Below are 18,138 nucleotides of genomic sequence, written 5' to 3' on the forward strand. Positions count from 1 at the left end.
CGGCGGTTATGATTCCGGGGCATAGAGTGCTCGTCATTCGAAGGAGGACGAGATGGATACGAAGCAGGCCGAAACCGCTCTGGACGCGCTATTTTCGTCTGCGCGCGTGATCCATCGCCGTGGCTTTCTGGCGGCGGGCGCCTCGGTCGTCGCCGCGGCGGCGGGGGGAACGCCGGCCGAGGCGGAAACGGCCGGAACCGCGACGGATGTGGACCGAGAACATATGAGGCAGGCGGTCCGCCTCATGCGGCAGGCCGGCGTGATCGACAGGACCGGCGGTCCGTTCGGCGCCGTGGTGGTGCGGGGCGGCGAGGTGCTGGCCGCCTCCGGCAACAGCGTCCTGCGGGACAACGATCCCTCCGCCCACGCCGAGGTGAACGCCATGCGGGCGGCCTGCCGCAAGATCGGCTCGCCCCATATCGACGGCGCGACCTTGTTCACCAGCTGCGAGCCTTGCCCCATGTGCTATGCGACGGCCTATTGGGCGCGGGTGGGCAAGATCTACTATTCCGCGGCCTGGAGCGATTACGCCGATCTCTTCGACGACTCCGCCATCGGCCAGGACATGGCGAAGCCCTATGCGCGGCGCGCGATCCATGTGGAGCAGATCATCCCCGAGGATGGGCGGAAGGTCTGGCTCGAATATCGCGCGATGCCGGGCAAGGTCCGCTATTGAGGCCGCGCGCCGCAGGGCGCGGCGCGAGCGCGCGGCGGCGGGCGCCGCGACCGGCGGCGATCGCGTTCGCTCAAGAGACGCGGGATCGCCGCGCGATTTTCCGCGACCGCCTCCGGATCAGGGCGCGCGCGGCGCGCTGGCCGGAGAGATAGGCGCCGTGGACCGTGGCCGGATAGTCGCTGCTCGTGTGCTCGCCGGCGAAGCAGAGCCGCCCCTGCGGCCGCGCCAGCTCTTCATACATGTCGAGCGAGCCGCCGACGGGCACGAAGGAATAGCTTCCGAGCGAGAAGGGATCGTCCTCCCATGCGGTCGCCGTCACGGCGAGGGGCGGCGCGGCTCGCGGATAGACGCTGCGCAGCGCGTCGAATGCGCTGGCCGCGATCTCCTCCCGGGACATCCGATGCAGTGTCGAGGCCGCTTCGCCGCAATGGAGCGCGACCAGCGCGGGCCGTCCGACCTCCCTCGTCACATTGATGAACTCTCTCCAATATTTGTCGCTGCGTAGAATGTCGATCGTCTGCGTGTCGTCCCAGAAGACGCGCGCGAATTCGAGAAAGGTCTTGTGCAGATTGCCCATTCGAAGCGCTTTCAGCGCTCCGCGCTTCGCCTCGGAGAGCGCCGGCGTGAATGTGATCGCGCCGCTCTTCAGCACGCCGAGCGGAACCGCGACGATCACGGCGCCGGCATGAAAATCGGCCGAGCCGGTCGAGACGACGACGCCTTCGCCCGTGTCGGCGATGGCGTGGACCGGCGAGCGCAGTCGGATGTCGAGCCCGCGCGCCAGCGGCTCGAGGAGCGCGTCATATCCGGAGGCGACGAAGAAATCGCCGCCCTCGAACTCTTCGTCCTCGTTGAACCATTCGAGCGAGAGATCGGACAGCTCCGCCCCGAACTCGGTTTCGATGTCGATCGCGATCAGCTGACGGAGAATGATTTCGCGTTTCGCCTCGAAGCGCTTACAGCGAAGATAGCATTCGAGCGTCTGCTGCAGCGACTCGTCGTCGTCGACCTTGTTCTTCCGGCGCTCGGCGAAGCGATAGAAGTCGTCGCTCGTCTCGCGTTCGCCGATTCTCCGTCCGTCGCGATAGAGCGTGCTCGAGCGGAAATCCGTCCGTCGCAGCGTCGCGCCCGCGTCGCGCAGCAGGGGACCGACGGGGTTGCCCTCGACGCCGTGCAGCCAGGAGGCGCCTATGTCGATCGGCGTCGTCGCGGCGCGGTCGGTCCAGACCCGTCCGCCGATGCGGTCGCGCGCCTCGAGCGTCAGCGTCCGCAGTCCCGCGGCGCGGAGAGTCTGCGCCGCAGCGAGGCCCGCGACGCCGGCGCCGACGACGAGCGCGTCACAGCCCGCCTCGTGCGGCCGCGCGGGGCTGTCCCCGAGCAGTGTTTCGAGAAGGATGCGAATGGATCGAGCGATTTCCATCGAATTCGTCGAGAGGCCTCGGAGACGGGAAAGGACGGGCGCGCATCACGCTTTTGCCGAGAGAACGCGCGTGGTCGTTTCGCGATCCGCCGGGCCGCGCGCCGCCGGAGGACATGATCATCCGACGAATATCAACATATGGCGCCGGTCGGCGGGGCGCGCCGCCCTGTGTAATTACGCGTAGATTGGTTTGCGCCGCCGTGGCGCGAACCCGTGGCGCTGCGATGAAAGGCGGGCGGCCCGCGCCCGCGATCTCGACATCGCCGATCGGTTCGGCGCTCCGCCGCCGCGACCGGGCGCGCGATTGCATCACCGCGGAGCTGCGTCTATCGTGTGGCCGAGCCGCCGATCGGGATCGAAGCCCGGCAGGTCGCGAGACGCGCCCAGACGACGGAGCCGGGGCGAATGACGATCCGCGAACTCATCGCCTTCCTCCTCGGCAATTTCACCCTCACCTTCTTCGTGATCGGCCTGATCTTTTCGGTCGGCGCGCTCGTCCGAAAGCCGAAGCCCGTCACCGGGCCGGTGGTCGCCGAGGCGCTGTTCAAATGGTTCCTCTTCTTCTCGATCGGCGTGTCGTATGTCTACAACGCCGTCTTTCATGTGGTCTTCCACAAGATGGCCGCGGCGTTCATCGGCTGGGCCGACAGCCCGTTCCAAATCGAGCTCGGCTTCGCCAGCCTGGGCATGGGACTGGTCGGCCTCGTCGCGCCGTGGCGGAGCTTCGACATGCGGCTCGCTGCAGTCGCCGCCCCGGCCTGCCTGCTCTGGGGCGCCGCCGGCGTTCACATCGTCTCGATGATCGCCGAGCACAATTTCGCTCCGGGCAACGCCGGCGTCATCTTCTGGAGCGACATCATCGCGCCCGTGATCGGTTTCGTCTTCCTTCGTCTGCAATATCGCTATGAGCGTGAAGGCCGATCCGCCGCGCCCTATCCGTGGCGACGGAAGGGCGTTGCTCCGGCGCCGTCCGCGTGATTGCAGAAACAGCACGCGGACAAACTATCCGACAGGTACGGACAGATGCTGTCCACCCAGTGGACAAATGGTTGATATTAGGTGGGTATTTTGACGAGTGGCAGGAGTGGAGGGACTCGAACCCCCAACCCCCGGTTTTGGAGACCGGTGCTCTAGCCGATTGAGCTACACTCCTGCAGGACGTCGCGGCGTCGGCTTCTCATGCCGCATCGAGGGGCGCGATGCAAGCGGCGGGCGCGAATTTATGAATTGCCGCCGCCGAGCACCGTCACGGCGCGGCGGTTCTGCGACCAGCAGGAGATATCGTCGCAGACCGCGACCGGGCGCTCCTTCCCATAGCTGATGGTGCGAATGCGCGCCGTCGAGAGGCCGCGCGAGACGAGATAATTCTTGGCCACCTCGGCGCGGCGCGCGCCCAGCGCGAAGTTGTATTCGCGCGTGCCGCGCTCGTCGGCGTGCCCCTCGATGGTGAAGGAATAACGGCCGTAGCGCTGCAGCCAGTCGGCCTGCTTGTCGAGCGTCGCCTGCGCCGTCGGCGTGAGCTCGCTCGAATCCGTCTCGAAATAGACGCGGTCGCCGACATTGACGACGAAATCCTGCGCGCTCCCGGGAGCCGCATAGCCGCCGCGGCCGGCGAGGGCGGCGTTCTCGTCCTCGGCGGCGTTCTTGGCGCAGGCGGCGATCGACAAGGCCGCGGTCAGGGCGGCGGCGACACGCAGGGCGCGCGCGGCGGAGGTGATGTCCATGACCTCGAAACTCCTCTGGCGACGGTCTTTCGGGCGCCAGTCCTAGCGGGGCAGGGTTAAGCGAAGGTTCCGTCAACCTTGACGGACCCTTTCTGCGCGCCGCCGCCCGCGGCGGTCGGCGATCAAGGTTAACAGAAGCTCGATGGTCTTGAGCGTTGATGGCGGCAATGAGGCGCGCTCTCCGGTTTTCCCGTCACGATCCGGCAGGATGCGGGAGATTCCGGGGCTGGACCTCCTCGCCGATCGTTGTTAGCAATCCGTCAACCATGCGGTGGGACGAGACCCGGGAGGCGAGGATGCGACAGCCGGAGGCGGGCGGACGGCGGTTCACGACCATCTGCGCCATGGCGGCGGCGGCCGCCACGCTCGGTGGATGCGTCGACACTGCGGTGGAGGTCGGAGCGCGACGGCAGGGTCTCTCGGCCGAGCGCCACAAGCCCGTTCCGCGGCCGGGCGTCAGCCCGCATGGGGCGAGCGTCGCCCTCGCCAGCCTCGAGGGCGCGCCGGAGGAGGTTCTGGCCCGCTTTCGTCCGATCTTCGCCCGCACGGCCGAGAGCCGCGACATCGCCACCGCGGGAGAGGCCGAGGCGGCCTATAAGCTGCGCGGCTATCTCACGGCATATGCCGGGCCCGAGGGCGCGACGCGCCTTTCCTATGTGTTCGACGTTTTCGAGCGCGGCGGGCATCGGGCGCGGCGGCTCACCGACGAGGTCGCGGCGAAAGGCGCGGGCGGTCTCTGGAGCGAGCTCGGCGACCAGGAGCTCGCCGAGCTCGCCGCCCGCGGCGCCGACGATCTCGCGGCCTTTCTCTCCAACACGCCCGAGGCGCTCGCCGCGGCCGGCGGCGAGTCGGGCGTGACGATCGCGACGGCGACCCGCCCCGAGCCGCCGCCGGCGCAGGGCGGGGCCAAGCCGCTGGGCTTCGCCGAGGCGAAGTGACGAAAGAGCGAGCCCTTCTGGCTCGTTCGTCTCGATGCCGCGCATTGACGCCCCGGCCGCCCTTCTATATCGCTCTTGTTACACAAGGTCGCGGTCGCTCAGCGTTCCGCGCCAGGGGATGGGGTGCCCCCTCCAACCGCCGAAGAGGCTGATGACTCCTGCATGACTTTGGCGATCGGCCCGATCGCCGAACGAGAGCGGTCGCGCTCTCGCAGCAGGAGGAACGACATGAATCAGGACCTTTCGGTTTTCATTACCCCGTTCGCGCTCATCGTCGGATGCGCGCTCATCGCCGGCGGCGGCCTCTATTTCATCGACATTCGCTTCTTGCGTTCGCAGACGCAGGCGATCGCGGCGCTCGCCGCCGGCTTCCTCGTCATCGGCGCGCTCGAGGTCGTGCTGGCCGGCTCGAGCGTCTCCTTCTTCAAAGCGCAGCAGGTGCAGACCTCGGCCTGCGAGCTCGAGGGCGAGTCCGCCCATCCCGAGGCCCGGCTCGGCGCCGACGCCGCGATCATTCAACGACACATTCGCGCCTGCATGCAGGACGCCGGCTATGAATGGTCGCCCGGACACCATAACTGCACGGATGCGCCGCTCGCCACCAATCCCTATTGCTATCTGCCGACCGGCGGTTTCGACCGCGCCATTACTGCACTGCAGCTGAGATTCGAATAGCGAAACGGCGGCGGCGCCGCTAACCTCGGTTTTTCAGCGCCGCGCTTGCCGGCCCTTCGGTCTCGCTCCACTTTATGGCGAGACAGAGAGGGAATGCGGCGCCCTTTCGGAACCAGACCGGAGAAGGCGCCGATGAACGAGGATATCGCGGCTTTTGTCGCGCCGCTCACGCTCCTCCTGGGGGGCGGGCTGTTCGCGCTCGGCGCATTGTCCTTTTTCGGGATCGATTATTTCGAGAGCAGGTTCAAGGCGCGCGTCGCCTTCGCCATCGGCCTAGCCTTCATCGTCGCGACCGAGCTGATCTTCGTCACATCGAGCAGCTCCGGCCGCTATTTCTCAGGCCTCAAGAGCGACGTCACCGATTGCGAGCTCGACGGCGAGACTCGGCTGCCCGACGAGCGCCACAAGAACAGCAGGGTGCTGCACGATTACATCGTCGGCTGCATGGCGCGGCTCGGCTATGAGTGGAACGCCGATCACGATCATTGCAAGGAGGCGCAGATCGCCACCAATTCCTTCTGCTATCTGCCGACGCGCCCGATGGCGCGGGCGATCGTGCGTTTTCAGACGACCTTCGAATAATACGCAATTGACCGGCGCCGGCCGGCGCGCGGATCCTCGAATCGTCATTGTCGCGAGAGGATTCGCCATGCGGAAATTCATTCGTTTCGCTATTGTCGCCGCCGCGCTCGGCCTCGGCTGCGGAGCCGGAGCCCTGGCGCAGGCCCTTCAGCCCGCCGCGCCCGCTCCCTCGGCCGCGCCGACGCCGGCGCCGGCGAAGCCCGCCGCCCCGGCCGAGGAATTGCTGGACATCAATTCGGCGACGGTCGAAGAGCTCGACGCTCTGCCGGGCGTCGGAGCCGCGCGCGCGGCGGCGATCGTGAAGGGCCGTCCCTACCGGGGCAAGGACGAGCTCCACCGCAAGAAGATCATTCCCAAGAGCGTCTATGAGAAGATCAAGGACAGGATCATCGCGAAGCAGAAGTGAACGCGAGCGGGGGCGCGCTTGAGCCGCGCCTTCGCCGAAACATTGCCGATCGACGACGTGCTGCCGCGGATCGAGGCGGCGCTCGAGACGGCGGCCGATCTGGTGGTGGTCGCTCCGCCCGGCGCCGGCAAGACGACGCGCGTTCCGCTCGCTTTGCTCGACGCCGATTGGGCGAAGGGCGGCAGAATCGTGCTGTTGGAGCCGCGCCGGCTCGCGGCGCGGGCGGCGGCGGCCCGCATGGCGGCGACGCTCGGCGAGGCGGTCGGCGAGACGATCGGCTTGCGCATGCGGCTCGAATCCGAGATCTCTGCGCGCACGCGTGTGGAGGTCGTCACCGAGGGCGTGTTCGCGCGCATGATCCTCGACGATCCGATGCTCGAGAGCGTCGCGGCCGTCCTGTTCGACGAATTCCACGAGCGTTCGCTCGACGCCGACGTCGGCCTCGCTCTGGCGCTCGACGCGCAGGCCGGGCTGCGCGAGGATTTGCGTATCGTCGCCATGTCGGCGACGCTGGACGGCGCGCGCGTCGCGACGCTGATGCGCGGCGCCGAGATCATCGAGAGCGAAGGCCGCGCCTTTCCGGTCGAGACGCGCTATCTCGGCCGCGGCGCCGACGAGCGCGTCGAGGAGGCGGTGGCGCGCGCCGTGCGCCGCGCCCTCGCCGAGGAGCGCGGCTCGCTGCTCGTCTTTCTGCCCGGCCAGGCGGAAATTCAGCGCGCCGCCGCTCTGCTCGCCGAGCGCGGTCTCCCGGGCGAGGTGGATGTCGCGCCGCTCTATGGGGCGATGGACCGCAAGGACCAGGACCTCGCCGTCGCGCCCGCGCCGCCGGGGCGCCGCAAGATCACGCTCGCCACGTCGATCGCCGAGACGTCCTTGACCATCGAGGGCGTGCGGATCGTGGTCGATTGCGGGCTCGCGCGCGTTGCGCGTTTCGAGCCGGATCTCGGCCTGACGCGGCTCGAGACGATCCGCGCCTCGCGCGCCTCCGTCGACCAGCGACGGGGCAGGGCGGGGCGCACCGAGCCCGGCGTCTGCTATCGCTTGTGGGACGAGGCCGCGACCGCGTCGCTGCCCGCCTTCGCGGCGCCGGAGATTCTGGCCGCCGATCTCTCCGGGCTCGCGCTCGATCTGCGCGCCTGGGGCGTCGACGATCCGGCGAAGCTACCTTTTCTCGATTCCCCGCCGCGGCCGGCCTGGTCCGAGGCGGTCGAGCTGTTGCGCGCGCTCGGGGCGCTGGACGAGGCGGGCGCGTTGACGGCCCTCGGGCGGGCGATGCGCGCCCTGCCGCTCGCGCCGCGGCTCGCGCGCATGGCGCTCGCGGCGGCGCGTCATGGCGAGGCCGAGCGCGCCGCCGATCTCGCCCTGCTGCTCTCCGAGCGCGGCCTCGGCGGCGCCTCCTGCGACCTGTCCGAGCGGATGGAGCGCTTTCGCGCCGACGGCTCGCGCCGCGCCCGCGACGCGCGGCGGCTTTCGGCCGCATGGGCGAGGCAGGCGAGCGCGGCGATCGCCTGCGACGCGCCCGCCGATCTCACGGACGGCGCGCTGACCGCCATGGCCTTTCCCGATCGCATCGCCAAGGCGCGCGGCGCCCCGGGCGAATTTCTGATGGCGAGCGGGCGCGCCGCTTTCGTCGCGCCGCACGAGCCGCTCGCCTCCGCGCCCTTTCTGGCGATCGCCGAGGTCACGGGCCGCGCGGCGCAGGCCCGCATTCTCGCCGCCTGCGCGCTCTCGGCCGAGGAGGTCGAGCGTCTCGGCGCCGAGCGGATCGAGACGCGCGACGAGACCGTCTTCGACGCTGCGAGCGGCGCCTTGCGCCGGCGGCGGTTCCGCCGGCTCGGCGCCATTCGTCTCGCCGAGCAGAATCTGCCGCCGGAGCCGAATGAGGAGAGCGCCGCGATCCTCGCGCGCGGCGCCGCGTCGGCCGGGATCGGCCGGCTGCCGTGGAGCAAGGCGCAGATGCAGATGCGCGACCGGCTCGCCTTCCTGCGCCGCGCGGAAGGCGATGTCTGGCCGGACGTCTCCGACGAGGGGCTCGTCGTGGGCGTCGAGGACTGGCTCGCGCCTTTCATCATCGGCCGCACGAGCCTCGCGGCGATCACCGCGGAAGACCTCGACGCCGCGCTCGCCGCCCTCATGCCCTATGATCTCTCGCGCCGGCTCGATCGCGAGGCGCCGCCCTTTTTCGAGACGCCGGCCGGCTCGCGCCATGCGCTCGATTACGCAGCGGCGAACGGGCCGCTTCTCTCGGTCCGGGTGCAGGAGCTGTTCGGCCTCTCGGCCCATCCGACCTTGGCCGGGGGACGCGCGCCCCTCACACTCGAGCTTCTCTCGCCCGCCCATCGTCCGATCCAGACAACGCGCGATCTCCCGGGCTTCTGGGCCGGCTCCTGGGCGGAGGTGAAGCGCGAGATGAAAGGCCGCTATCCGCGCCATCCCTGGCCGGACGATCCGGCCAACGCCGCGCCGACGACAAGGGCGAAGCCGCGTGGAACGTGAGGGGCGTCTCGCCGACAATCACATCCGCGGAGCCTCGCCGCGCAGCGCTTGCGCCAGAGCCTGCGGCTCGACGATCGGCAGAGAGCAGGTTGTTCCACGACAGACATAGGCGGTCGCCCTGCCGTCGATCTCCGTCTTGCCGGCGGCCGGATGCGACGGCGGAAGAGCGGCGCCCGGCGCGATGACCAGCAGCGAGCGGCCGGGCAGGGACGTCCCGTGCAGGACGCGCAGCAGCGCAGCCGTGTCTTCCGCGTCGCGTGCGCCGATGACGACGATCTGCAGCCCGTCGCGCAGCGTCTCGGCGCCGCAGAGCAGCGTCGAATAGCCGAGCAGGCCGCGCCGCACGGTTCCGGCGAAGGCCGAAAGAATCGACTCGGCGCGGGCGCGATAGCGATCCTCGCCGGTCAGATGATAGAGCCGCGCCAGGACCTGCAGCATCGTCCCATTGCCCGAGGGCAGGGGAGCGTCTTCGGCGATCTTGGCCCGGCGGATCAGCGCCTCCGCATCGTCGGCGGTGAAGAAATAGCTGCCGCCCCGAGCGTCCCGGTAACGCGTCTCGACGACCTCGGCCCAATCGCGGCAGCGCGCGAGATAGGCCTCGTCTCCCGTCGCCTCGTAGAGGATCAGCGCGGCGCGGCAGAGGTCGGCGTAATCGTCGAGCACGGCCATGTGCTTGGCGCGGCCGGCGCGATAGGAGTGGAGCAGTCGGCCGTCCGCCGTCGTCATTCGAGTCGTGATGAAGCCGAAGGCGGTCGTCGCCGCCGAGAGCCAGTCGGGCCGTTCGAACGCCTGCGCCGCCGTGGCGAGCGCGGCGATCATCAGCCCGTTCCAATCGGCCAGCGCCTTGTCGTCGCGGCCGGGCCGCACGCGCGTCTCGCGCAGCGCAAGCAGCTTCGCGCGATCTGCGGCGAGCGCCGCTTCCTCCTCGTCGGAGCCGAGCGCCATGCCGCGAAGGCGATTGGGAATGTTCTTTTCTTCCCAATTGCCGTCTTCGGTCACGCCATAGGCGGCGCGGAAGGCCGGCGCCCGCTCGCCCAGCGCCGCGTCGATCTCGGCCGCGGACCAGACATAGAACTTGCCTTCCTCATGCTCGCTGTCGGCGTCGAGGCTGCTCGCGAAAACGCCCTCGGGCAGGCGCATTTCGCGCAGCGCCCATTCAATGCTCTCCTCGATGCGCGCGGCGTAGAGCGGCTTGCGCTCCTCCTGCCAGACCAATGTCAGCAGCTCGACGAGCTGCGCATTGTCGTAGAGCATTTTTTCGAAATGCGGGACCAGCCAGCGCTCGTCGGTCGAATAGCGCGCGAAGCCGCCGCCGATGTGGTCGTAGATCCCGCCCTGGCAGATATGGTCGAGCGTCGTCAGCACGGCCTCGCGCAGCGAGGCGCGGCCGGTCCGCTTCCACGCGCGCCACAGAAATTCGAGGCTCGGCGGCTGCGGGAATTTCGGCGCGCCGGCGATGCCGCCCTGCTCGCGATCGATCAGCCCTTCGAGCCGCTCCGTGATCGTCTCGACGAGAGCGGGCGAGATCGGCTCGGCCGGCGCGGTTTCGGCGAGCCGGTCGAGGCCGTCGGCGATGGCCGCGACATTGCGGATGACGACGGACGGCTTCTCGCGCCAGAGCTCCGCGATCGCCTTCAGAATATCGGCGAAGCCGGGCATTCCGTAGCGCGGCTCGGGCGGAAAATAGGTGCCGCCCCAGAAAGGCTCGCCGTCCGGCGTCAGGAACATGGTCAGCGGCCAGCCGCCGCGCCGGCCGAGCATCTGCAGCGCCTGCTGATAGAGATGATCGACGTCCGGCCGCTCCTCGCGGTCGACCTTCACATTGACGAAATGATCGTTCATCAGCGCGGCTATGCCCACGTTCTCGAAGCTCTCCGCCGCCATCACATGGCACCAATGGCAGGCGGCGTAGCCGCTGGAGAGCAGGATGGGCTTGGCCCTAGCCTTGGCGAGCGCCAGCGTCTCCGCCGACCAGGCCCGCCAATGGACGGGATTGTCCCTGTGCTGGAGGAGGTAGGGGCTCGTCTCCTCGGCGAGCCGATTGCGGTCCGTCGTCATGCTCGCGCCTCCACGGGTTGCGCCCCCGTCGCCGGCTATTTCAGCCCGAATCCCAGCGCCCGCAGCGCTTCCGTCAGCCGGTCGCGGCCGCTGAGGCTCTCTGGCCCGCGCACGCGCGAGAGCGCCTGGCGAATCCAGCCCTGCTCGGGAAGGCCCGCTTCCTTCTGGAAGTCGCGGAACTTCTCGTCATAGGTCCTGATCGCCTCGCGCTGAGCCTCGCCCCACGCATATTGCTCGCGATGCAGCACGGCGCCCTGGCCGAGGCGCGGGCGAACGCCACTAGCTTTGGCCGGATCGGGCCGGCCGACGGCCATGCCGAAGACGGCGAAAATTCCGGGCGAAAGACCGAGCTCCGCGGCCACCTCCCCCGGCTTGTTGCGGATGCCGCCGATATAGACGCAGCCGTAGCCGAGCGATTCGAGCGCCACCGCGGCGTTCTGCGCGGCGAGGGCGGCGTCGACCGCCGCGGTCAGGAACATTTCGAGGAAGGGCAGAGCGGCGGCGTCGCGGCCCTGATCCTTGCCGATGTTGTCGAGCCGGGCGAGATCGGCGAGCCACAGCAGGAACAGCGGCGCGTCGCGAATGTGCTGCTGATTGCCGGCCAGATCGGCGAGGCGGCTCTTGCGCTCCACGTCCTCCACCGCGACGAGGCTCCACACCTGCAGATTGGAGGAGGTGGAGGCCGATTGCGCCGCGGCGACGAGCGTCTCCAGCACGCCGGCGGGAACGGGCTCCGGCAGAAAGGCGCGCACGGAGCGGTGGGCGAGCAGCAGGTCGAGCGTCTCGTTCCACACCGGCGGCGTCGGCGAATCCTCGCGGCGATAGCGCGCTCTGATCGCCGCGGCGCCTTCGCTCGCGCCGAGCTCTCGTTGGCTGACGGGCTTGTTCATGTCCTCTCCGGAAATTGAGATATGGGCTCGCGCCATGGTGGCGAATGCCGAGGCAAAAATCCACCCTCGGCCGATACCGCGACCTCGACCGTAATTGCGAGGAGCGCAGCGAGGAAGCAATCCTGGGGCCGCCCGGCGACTCTGGATTGCTTCGCAATGACGGGGAAGTTCCCGCTTCCGGCCGGGCCGGGGACTATCTTTGATCGGCCTGTTGGACTAAGGGACAGAGCCTCGAGCCGGGGATCCGGCGCAGCTTCGAGCACTCGTCGCGGACGTAATTCTCATGGCGGATATTCTGCGCGTCGGCGTCGCCGGCCTCGGCACGGTGGGAGCTTCGGTCGTTCGGCTCCTGCAGCGGCAGGAGCAGGCGCTCGCGGCGCGAACCGGGCGCGTGATCCGGCTCGCCGGCGTCTCGTCGCGCGACAGGTCCAAGGACCGCGGCGTCGATCTTTCGAGCGCCGCCTTCTTCGACGATCCGACAGCGCTCGCCGCCTCCGATTCGATCGATCTCTTCGTCGAGCTGATCGGTGGGGCGGAGGGCGCCGCGCGCGCCGGCGTGGAAACCGCGCTTCGCAACGGCAAGTCCGTCGTCACCGCCAATAAGGCGCTGCTCGCCGCCCATGGCGCAGAGCTCGCCGCGCTCGCCGAGGCGAAACATGCGGCGCTCGCCTTCGAAGCCTCCGTCGCCGGGGGTATTCCGATCGTCAAGACTCTTCGCGAGGGCCTCGCCGGCAATTCGATCGAGCGCGTCTACGGCGTACTCAACGGCACCTGCAACTACATCCTCTCGCGCATGGAGCTCGAGCGCCTCTCCTTCGCGGACTGCCTGAAGGAGGCGCAGCGCTTAGGGTACGCCGAGGCCGATCCGACCTTCGACATCGGCGGCTTCGACACCGCGCACAAGCTCGCCATCCTCGCCTCGCTCGCCTTCGGCACGCGCATCGCGCCCGAGGCCGTCGATGTGGAGGGCATAGAGCGCGTCACCCTCGCCGACATCGATTCCGCCGCCGAGCTCGGCTTCCGCATCAAGCTGCTCGGCGTCGCCCAGCGCACCGCGCAGGGCATAGAGCAGCGCGTGCATCCGACCATGGTGCGCAAGACCACCTCCATCGCCCAGGTGATGGGCGTGACCAACGCCGTCACCATCGACGCCGACGCCGTGCATGAACTCACTCTCGCCGGCCCCGGCGCCGGCGGCGACGCGACGGCCTCCGCCGTCGTCGCCGACATCGCCGACATCGCGCGCGGCGTGCGCTCGGCGCCCTTCGGCCTGCCGAGCGCGAGCCTGCGCGCCTGCGAGCGCACGCCCGTGCAGCGCCACGAGGGCGGCTATTACATCCGCCTTTCGGTGCCCGACGTGCCGGGCGCCTTCGCGGCGATCGCGACGCGCATGGCCGAGCGCAAGATCTCGCTCGAGAGCATCATGCAGCATGGCGCCCGCGCGGCGCGGCGCGGCGCCGACGCGCCGGTGGGCGTGATCCTCATCACCCATGCGACCACCGAGCTGCTGGTGCGCGAGGCGCTCGACGCCATCTCGAAGGATGGAACCATCGCCGAGCCGGCTCAGGTGATCCGCATCGAGCGCGAGTGACGCGCGAGCGGGAGAGCTCGACATGAACAGAATTCCTTCCGCCGACGGGAAAGGCCTCGACCGCAATCTCACATTGGAGCTCGCGCGCGTCACCGAGCGCGCCGCAGTGGCCGCTGCGCAATGGCGCGGGCGCGGCGACGAGATGGCCGCCGACCAGTCCGCCGTCGACGCCATGCGCAGCGAGCTGGATCGCCTCGCGATCCGCGGCCGGGTCGTGATCGGCGAGGGCGAGCGCGACGCCGCTCCCATGCTCTATATCGGCGAGGAGGTCGGCGCGGGAGCGGGCCCCGCTGTCGATCTCGCCGTCGCGCCGCTCGAGGGCTCGACGCTCTGCGCCAAGGACATGCCGGGCGCGATCTCCATCGTCGCCATGGCGGCGACCGGATCGCTGCTCTATGCGCCCGACGTCTATATGGACAAGATCGCCATCGGCCCCGGCTATCCGAAGGGAATCGTCGATCTCGACAATCCGCCCGGCGCCAATGTCGCGGCGCTCGCGCAGGCCAAGGGCGTCTCGCCGCGCGAAATCACCATCTGCATTCTCGACCGGCCGCGCCATACGCAGCTCGTCGCCAAATGCCGCGAGGCGGGCGCGCGCGTGCAACTCATCAGCGACGGCGATGTGGCGGGGATCATCTTCACCGCGCAGCCGGCGGAGACGGGCGTCGACATGTATCTCGGCTCCGGAGGCGCGCCGGAGGGCGTGCTGGCGGCGGGCGTTCTGCGCTGCGTCGGCGGCCAGATGCAGGGACGCCTCGTGCTCGACAGCGCCGCCAAAGTGTCGCGCGCGGCGGGCATGGGGATCGAGGATCCGAAAAAGAAATATGCGCTGGAGGAGCTGGCCTCGGGCGACGTCGTGGTCTGCGCGACGGGCGTGACCAGCGGCCCGCTGCTGGCGGGCGTGCGCTTCGACAAGGGCGTGGTCGAGACGGAGACATTGGTCTATCGCTCCTCGACCGGCACCGTCCGCCGCATCCACGCGACGCATCGCGCCCCGCCGAAATTCGAGATAGATTGAGCGGCGCGTTTTTGCGCGAGCGTCGTCCCTGCGAGGAGCGAAGGACGACGCCATCCGGACTCCGCGCGCGACTCCTGTTGGATTGCTTCACCTTCGGCTCGCAATGATCGCGCCTCGGCTCGCAGCGCTCGCGTTGCGAGATCGACGCCGCAGCCCGGCTTCATCGCCATGGGTCGACGACCGGCACACGGGCGCGCTCGAATTCCGACGTGTCGCGGGTCACGACCGTCAGGCCGTGATGCAGCGCCGTCGCCGCGATGAACAGATCCGGTTGCGAATAAGTATGACCTGCCTTGCGGCCGTCCTCGACGAGCAGCCGCCATTTCAGGATCACGTCCTCGCTCACGGGCGGAACGCGTTGCTCGAACATCGGCCGCACTTTGTGCGTGAGCCAGTCGCCGAGCTCGGCGCGCCGCGTGGCGTCTTCGACGAGCTCGATGCCGAAACGGATTTCGGCGAATGTGACGGTGCTGACGTAGAGCAGATCGAGCGCTCGCGCCGCGACGAAGGAGACCACTTTCGGCTCTGGCTTCACCCGACGCAATTCCGAAAGAATATTCGTATCGAGCAGCCAGCCCGTCACAACTCGACGTCGCGCACGGGGCTCCGCTCGCGCCTCGGCTCGATGTCGATCTCGCGATAGGGCGACGCCTGCATGGCGGCGACGAGCGCTTCGCCCGTTCGCTCGCCCTTGAGACGCTGAAACTCGTCGGCGCCGATCACCACGACTTCGTCGGCCCCCGCACGGTGACGCGCTGCGGCCCTTCGCTGCGGACGCGCCGCACCAGTTCGCTGAACCGCGCCTTGGCGTCCTGGAGGAGCCATGTGCCCGGCGGACGCGGCGGAGATGTCTTGGCCATTTTAGTCATGCTGACTAGATTATCATTTTGCGGTTCTGTTCAAGGCCGTCGCGTCCGGTTGCCGGCGCCGAACGAACATCGTTGCGAACGAAGCGAAGCTATCCAGAGGCGTGGGGGCGACGCGATCGAGATTAAGGACTATAATCCTATTTATCATGCTGAGGAGTTCGCAAAGCAGGCGTCTTCGAAGCACGAGGGCGAGCCTTCAGATTGCAGAATGTGAGGTTTCTGCGCGTTTTTCGGCATGAACGAGCTTTCACCCGATCGCCCTGAAAACCGCGGGCAGCTCCTCTTGACTTGTTCTGAAAATAATCCTACTCTCCGCCTCGCTCCCGTCCACAAAGGGGCGTTCCCCGGGTCAGGGAAACGCGGGCGGGGGGCGGCTCCATCCGGGACGGCGGCCCCCGTCCTCGGACAGGATGCGCGTCGCCGGGCGGCGTTCTTCTCCCGTCCATAGGGAGAAACAAGAACCGCTCGTGATCCCAGGCCGCCGGGCTCGATCGCGTCTTGAACGGGAAACCCCAGGATTCGCGGGTCCGGATGAAGCCTCGGGATGTCGACGAGGACGACGACCGCGTTGCGGGACGCTCTGGACCCGACGCAAACCATCACGCAACCGGCCGAACGGGGCCGGAGCGTCCCCGACCCCTCCTTTCGCCCGGGTCTCGCACGAGGCCGCGGGAGAATTGTCATTGCCCCTTTCGTCATAGCGAGAAGCAGAGCGCCGCGAGGCTTCTCGCCCGACGACGCCCGGGCCCGCCCTGTGCGCCAAGACACAAGCGCCGCCCACAGCCTCGGCTAATCTGCCTTCATCGGAGCGAACGAGCTCCGCAATTTCGAGGAGAATGAACATGCGTAATATCTTCACGTCCGCCGCGGTCGGCGCGATCGCTCTCGGCGCCGCTCCGGCAATGGCCGCCACGGCGGTCACCTTCGTCTCCGGAAAGGGCGTCGACTCGGGCGCTTGCGCCACGCCCGCCACGCCCTGCCGCACCTTCACCTATGCGCTGACGCAGACCAACCCCAATGGAGAGATCAAGACGCTCGATCCCGCCCATTACGGCTTCACGACGATCACCAAATCGGTCACCATCACCGGCGTTCCGGGCGCGGGCATTCTGATGTCGGCGGCGGGCACGGCGATCACCATCAACAATGCTTCGGCGATTGTCAGCCTGCGCGGACTCGAGATCAACGGCCGCGGCGTCGGCACGCGCGGCATCACCGTCGCCGCCGCCAAGGCGGTCAATATCGTCGATTGCATTGTTCGCCGCTTCGCCGCGGATGGCGTCTCGATCTCGCCGGGCGCAGGCGTCGTCACCGCGACGGTCTCCAACACGATTTCGTCCGACAACGGCAATTTCGGCATCGAGTTCGTCCCGGGCGGCAGCGCCTCTGTGAATGCGTCGGTCGACCATACGACGACGAACAACAACGCCTTCGCCGGCATCCTCGTGTCGCCCCGCGCGACCGTGATGATCTCCGACAGCATCGCCAACAACAACGCCATCGACGGCTTCCGCGCCTCCGGCGACGCGACGAGCAAGATGTATCTCGCCCGCTCGGTCGCCTCGGGAAACGGAACGGGCATTCACAACGTCACCTCCGCGACCGTGAAGAGCTTCGGCGACAACAAGGTCTATGGCAACGGGACCGAGGTGGACGGCGCGGTCGGGGCCGTCCTGTCCAAGTGAGCCTTGCGCGCCCGGGGGGGGGGCCCGACGCGCTCCGTCGCTCTTGCGATGGGGCGCGCGGGCCGCGCCGCGCGCGACGTGTTCTCCGACATGTTCGGGCGCGCGGCATGGGAGCGACGGCGCTCCACGTCCTCGAGGAGGAAATCCCATGTGTGATCGTTCATTGGTCTCGACGGCGTTCGTCGCCGTCTCGCTCGCCGCTTGCTTCGGCGCATCGCCCGCGGCGGCGGGCAATGCGATCTCCTTTGTCTCCGGCAAAGGAAGCGATGCGGGCGCGAACAGCTGCGCCTCTCCGGCGACGCCTTGCCGCACTTTCGGCTACGCGCTGACGCAGACCAACGCGGGCGGAGAAATCAAGGCGCTCGACCTGGCGAACTACGGCGTGCTGACGATCGACAAATCGATTGCCATCATCGGAGTTCCCGGGACGAGCATCCGAACGGTCGATGCCGGAAATGCGGTCGCCATCAACGCCGCCAAAGCCGTCGTCACTCTGCGCGGCATAGAAATCGACGGCGGCGGCGTCGGGACGGCCGGCGTCGTCGCCTATTATGCTCGCGTGTTGAACATCGTCGACTGCGTCGTGCGCCGCTTCGCCAATGAGGGCGTCGCGATCTCCGGAGGGACGGACGGAATGCTGGTCACGATCTTCGAGACGATCTCGTCCAATAACGGCAAGTTCGGCGTCGACGTCGTTCCGGGCCCGAAGCCGGTCGCGGTCTCCATCGATCATGTGACGACGAACGGCAATGGCGTCGCGGGTGTTCGCGCTTATCCCGGCGCGACGGTGACGATCGTCGACAGCCTCTCGAACAACAACGCCAGTGTCGGATATCTGGCGGTCGGCGGCCTCCCGAAGAACTCTGCGATGCGGCTCGGCCGATCCGTCGCGACGGGCAATCAGGTCGGCGTTCAGAATGTGAGCTTTGCGGCCGTGCAGAGCTTCGGCGACAATGCGGTGTTCGGCAATACGATCGACATTTCCGGCGCGGTCGCCTCCATTCCTCACAAGTGACGATGCGGCCGCGAACGCCGCGTCGTCACTCGGCGCAACGACCGGCCCCTTCTGGCTCCGCTGCTCGCGCAGCGGTCGGCGAGAACGGGCGCGCG

16 protein-coding genes, 1 tRNA gene, 1 pseudogene and 1 riboswitch are annotated in these 18,138 nt (G+C 68.5%); of the genes and pseudogenes, 11 read left to right on the forward strand and 7 right to left on the reverse strand.

The genetic code is table 11. The annotated features are described in order from the left end of the window. The first annotated feature begins 52 nt into the window (after positions 1-52). Positions 53-676 carry a nucleoside deaminase gene (locus AC6IW9_RS15565; protein WP_497764907.1) on the forward strand — a complete coding sequence of 208 codons (624 nt, stop codon included), beginning with the start codon at positions 53-55 and terminating at the stop codon, positions 674-676. A gap of 70 nt (positions 677-746) precedes the next feature. Here AC6IW9_RS15565 and AC6IW9_RS15570 read toward each other — a convergent pair whose 3' ends face one another. Continuing rightward, on the reverse strand, positions 747-2,096 hold the full coding sequence (locus tag AC6IW9_RS15570) for an FAD-dependent oxidoreductase (RefSeq protein ID WP_497764909.1): 1,350 nt from the start codon (positions 2,094-2,096) through the stop codon (positions 747-749). 405 nt (positions 2,097-2,501) lie between these two features. Between AC6IW9_RS15570 and AC6IW9_RS15575 the strand changes: the two genes are divergently transcribed. Further along, a complete protein-coding gene (locus tag AC6IW9_RS15575; RefSeq protein WP_497764911.1) occupies positions 2,502-3,074 on the forward strand; it encodes a DUF6790 family protein in 573 nt (190 codons plus the stop codon). Between the two features lie 98 nt (positions 3,075-3,172). Here AC6IW9_RS15575 and AC6IW9_RS15580 read toward each other — a convergent pair. Further along, a tRNA-Trp gene (locus AC6IW9_RS15580) sits at positions 3,173-3,249 on the reverse strand. 67 nt (positions 3,250-3,316) lie between these two features. Further along, a complete protein-coding gene (gene pal / locus AC6IW9_RS15585) occupies positions 3,317-3,820 on the reverse strand; it encodes a peptidoglycan-associated lipoprotein Pal (protein ID WP_497764912.1) in 504 nt (167 codons plus the stop codon). A 296-nt stretch (positions 3,821-4,116) separates the two neighbouring features. Between pal and AC6IW9_RS15590 the strand changes: the two genes are divergently transcribed. The 5 genes from AC6IW9_RS15590 to hrpB all read left to right on the forward strand — a co-directional run bounded on the left by AC6IW9_RS15590 (position 4,117) and on the right by hrpB (position 8,917). Continuing rightward, the gene (locus AC6IW9_RS15590) at positions 4,117-4,758 is read left to right on the forward strand and encodes a hypothetical protein (protein WP_497764913.1); all 642 of its coding nucleotides are present in this window, start codon (positions 4,117-4,119) and stop codon (positions 4,756-4,758) included. 105 nt (positions 4,759-4,863) lie between these two features. Continuing rightward, positions 4,864-4,926, forward strand: a riboswitch (Fluoride riboswitch). 60 nt (positions 4,927-4,986) lie between these two features. Further along, positions 4,987-5,433, forward strand: coding sequence for a hypothetical protein (locus tag AC6IW9_RS15595; protein ID WP_497764915.1), 447 nt, complete (start codon positions 4,987-4,989; stop codon positions 5,431-5,433). Between the two features lie 132 nt (positions 5,434-5,565). After that, positions 5,566-6,015, forward strand: a complete 450-nt coding sequence (locus tag AC6IW9_RS15600) for a hypothetical protein (protein ID WP_497764917.1) — start codon at positions 5,566-5,568, stop codon at positions 6,013-6,015. Positions 6,016-6,082: 67 nt separating this feature from the next. Beyond that, on the forward strand, positions 6,083-6,421 hold the full coding sequence (locus AC6IW9_RS15605; protein ID WP_497764918.1) for a ComEA family DNA-binding protein: 339 nt from the start codon (positions 6,083-6,085) through the stop codon (positions 6,419-6,421). A gap of 18 nt (positions 6,422-6,439) precedes the next feature. Then, positions 6,440-8,917, forward strand: a complete 2,478-nt coding sequence (gene hrpB / locus AC6IW9_RS15610) for an ATP-dependent helicase HrpB (protein ID WP_497764919.1) — start codon at positions 6,440-6,442, stop codon at positions 8,915-8,917. Positions 8,918-8,935: 18 nt separating this feature from the next. Here hrpB and AC6IW9_RS15615 read toward each other — a convergent pair whose 3' ends face one another. Both AC6IW9_RS15615 and AC6IW9_RS15620 read right to left on the reverse strand, forming a co-directional pair. Then, positions 8,936-10,975: a thioredoxin domain-containing protein gene (locus AC6IW9_RS15615; protein WP_497764920.1), complete on the reverse strand. Its 2,040-nt coding sequence runs from the start codon at positions 10,973-10,975 to the stop codon at positions 8,936-8,938. A gap of 35 nt (positions 10,976-11,010) precedes the next feature. After that, positions 11,011-11,865, reverse strand: coding sequence for a nitroreductase family protein (locus AC6IW9_RS15620; RefSeq protein ID WP_497764922.1), 855 nt, complete (start codon positions 11,863-11,865; stop codon positions 11,011-11,013). Between the two features lie 283 nt (positions 11,866-12,148). On the opposite strand from AC6IW9_RS15620, the gene AC6IW9_RS15625 reads away from it, so the two are divergent. Together AC6IW9_RS15625 and glpX are read left to right on the forward strand one after the other, a co-directional pair. Further along, the gene (locus AC6IW9_RS15625; protein WP_497764924.1) at positions 12,149-13,456 is read left to right on the forward strand and encodes a homoserine dehydrogenase; all 1,308 of its coding nucleotides are present in this window, start codon (positions 12,149-12,151) and stop codon (positions 13,454-13,456) included. A 22-nt stretch (positions 13,457-13,478) separates the two neighbouring features. Continuing rightward, complete coding sequence (glpX, locus tag AC6IW9_RS15630; protein WP_497764926.1) at positions 13,479-14,474, forward strand: class II fructose-bisphosphatase; 996 nt, start codon at positions 13,479-13,481, stop codon at positions 14,472-14,474. 160 nt (positions 14,475-14,634) lie between these two features. On the opposite strand, the gene AC6IW9_RS15635 is transcribed toward glpX, so the two are convergent. Further along, entirely contained in the window at positions 14,635-15,057 is a 423-nt protein-coding gene (locus AC6IW9_RS15635) for a type II toxin-antitoxin system VapC family toxin (RefSeq protein ID WP_497764927.1), read from the reverse strand. Then, a pseudogene (locus tag AC6IW9_RS15640) lies at positions 15,054-15,334 on the reverse strand (type II toxin-antitoxin system Phd/YefM family antitoxin). The gene AC6IW9_RS15635 and the pseudogene AC6IW9_RS15640 overlap by 4 nt, the downstream one beginning before the upstream one ends. 851 nt (positions 15,335-16,185) lie before the next feature. Here AC6IW9_RS15640 and AC6IW9_RS15645 point away from each other — a divergent pair. Both AC6IW9_RS15645 and AC6IW9_RS15650 read left to right on the forward strand, forming a co-directional pair. Beyond that, positions 16,186-17,028 carry a right-handed parallel beta-helix repeat-containing protein gene (locus AC6IW9_RS15645; protein ID WP_497764929.1) on the forward strand — a complete coding sequence of 281 codons (843 nt, stop codon included), beginning with the start codon at positions 16,186-16,188 and terminating at the stop codon, positions 17,026-17,028. Positions 17,029-17,176: 148 nt separating this feature from the next. Next, positions 17,177-18,043: a hypothetical protein gene (locus AC6IW9_RS15650; RefSeq protein WP_497764931.1), complete on the forward strand. Its 867-nt coding sequence runs from the start codon at positions 17,177-17,179 to the stop codon at positions 18,041-18,043. Positions 18,044-18,138 lie beyond the last annotated feature (95 nt).

This window comes from Methylosinus sp. shoA (assembly GCF_059718125.1).

Excerpts from the sequence above, each read along its gene's own strand:
- AC6IW9_RS15595 (WP_497764915.1), top strand. The coding sequence starts at position 4,987 with ATGAATCAGGACCTTTCGGTTTTCATTACCCCGTTCGCGCTCATCGTC.
- pal (WP_497764912.1), bottom strand. The coding sequence starts at position 3,820 with ATGGACATCACCTCCGCCGCGCGCGCCCTGCGTGTCGCCGCCGCCCTG.
- AC6IW9_RS15605 (WP_497764918.1), top strand. The coding sequence starts at position 6,083 with ATGCGGAAATTCATTCGTTTCGCTATTGTCGCCGCCGCGCTCGGCCTC.
- AC6IW9_RS15615 (WP_497764920.1), bottom strand. The coding sequence starts at position 10,975 with ATGACGACGGACCGCAATCGGCTCGCCGAGGAGACGAGCCCCTACCTC.
- AC6IW9_RS15600 (WP_497764917.1), top strand. The coding sequence starts at position 5,566 with ATGAACGAGGATATCGCGGCTTTTGTCGCGCCGCTCACGCTCCTCCTG.
- AC6IW9_RS15565 (WP_497764907.1), top strand. The coding sequence starts at position 53 with ATGGATACGAAGCAGGCCGAAACCGCTCTGGACGCGCTATTTTCGTCT.
- glpX (WP_497764926.1), top strand. The coding sequence starts at position 13,479 with ATGAACAGAATTCCTTCCGCCGACGGGAAAGGCCTCGACCGCAATCTC.
- AC6IW9_RS15570 (WP_497764909.1), bottom strand. The coding sequence starts at position 2,096 with ATGGAAATCGCTCGATCCATTCGCATCCTTCTCGAAACACTGCTCGGG.
- AC6IW9_RS15645 (WP_497764929.1), top strand. The coding sequence starts at position 16,186 with ATGCGTAATATCTTCACGTCCGCCGCGGTCGGCGCGATCGCTCTCGGC.
- AC6IW9_RS15620 (WP_497764922.1), bottom strand. The coding sequence starts at position 11,865 with ATGAACAAGCCCGTCAGCCAACGAGAGCTCGGCGCGAGCGAAGGCGCC.
- AC6IW9_RS15625 (WP_497764924.1), top strand. The coding sequence starts at position 12,149 with ATGGCGGATATTCTGCGCGTCGGCGTCGCCGGCCTCGGCACGGTGGGA.
- AC6IW9_RS15590 (WP_497764913.1), top strand. The coding sequence starts at position 4,117 with ATGCGACAGCCGGAGGCGGGCGGACGGCGGTTCACGACCATCTGCGCC.
- AC6IW9_RS15575 (WP_497764911.1), top strand. The coding sequence starts at position 2,502 with ATGACGATCCGCGAACTCATCGCCTTCCTCCTCGGCAATTTCACCCTC.
- AC6IW9_RS15650 (WP_497764931.1), top strand. The coding sequence starts at position 17,177 with ATGTGTGATCGTTCATTGGTCTCGACGGCGTTCGTCGCCGTCTCGCTC.